The sequence below is a fragment of the Luteitalea sp. genome (assembly GCA_009377605.1).
Taxonomy (GTDB): domain Bacteria; phylum Acidobacteriota; class Vicinamibacteria; order Vicinamibacterales; family Vicinamibacteraceae; genus WHTT01.
Genome location: WHTT01000256.1, coordinates 1 through 704, shown reverse-complemented (window position 1 = coordinate 704; position 704 = coordinate 1). Strand labels below are relative to the sequence as shown.

General features: G+C 62.5%; 1 protein-coding gene and 1 pseudogene. Both read right to left on the bottom strand.

Annotated features, from left to right (window positions below):
* Positions 1 to 445: NADH-quinone oxidoreductase subunit L (locus GEV06_28820; protein ID MPZ21846.1), on the bottom strand; the 445-nt coding region annotated here is incomplete at its 3' end.
* Positions 446 to 448: 3 nt separating this feature from the next.
* A pseudogene (gene nuoK, locus GEV06_28815) lies at positions 449 to 704 on the bottom strand (NADH-quinone oxidoreductase subunit NuoK).

Here is a 704-nt window from a genome sequence, read left to right as displayed (position 1 = left end):
CGACGCCCTCCCAACCGATGAACATCACCAGCAGGTTCGCGCCCAGCACGAGGAGGAGCATGAAGGCGGCAAACAGGTTCAGGTACGAAAAGTAGCGCGCGTACTCGTGCTCCGCTTCCTCGTGCATGTAGGCCGTCGAGTAGACATGGATGAGAAACCCAATGCCGGACACGACGAGGCACATCAGCGCCGCGAGCGGATCGAGACGCAACGTCAACGGAGCCTGGAACCGGCCCGAGGAAATCCATGTAAAGACGGTCTCGTCGACGACCCGTGCATCGGCCGGCAAGCCCAGCAGGCGCCAGAACGCGACCGCCGCCACGCCAAACGAGAGGAGCATGGCGAGACACGCCAGGCCCCCCGAGGCGGCCTTGGACAGACGCCGCCCAATGAGGGCGTTGATGATGAACCCGATCAACGGAAAGAGAGGGATGAGCGCGAGCATCGATTACCACTTCAACGACGTGAACGCATCCGGACTCAACGTCTCACCGTGCCTGAAGAGCGCAATGACGAGCGCGAGTCCAACGGCGGCCTCCGCAGCGGCCACGGTCATCACGAAGAACACGATGATCTGACCGTCGACCGAGCCCAAGTAGCGCCCGACCGCAACGAACGTCAGGTTGACCGCGTTCAGCTGATCTCGATCGACAACAGCAGCGTGATGACGTTCCGCCGGAGGAACACGCCGGATGTGCCGATCG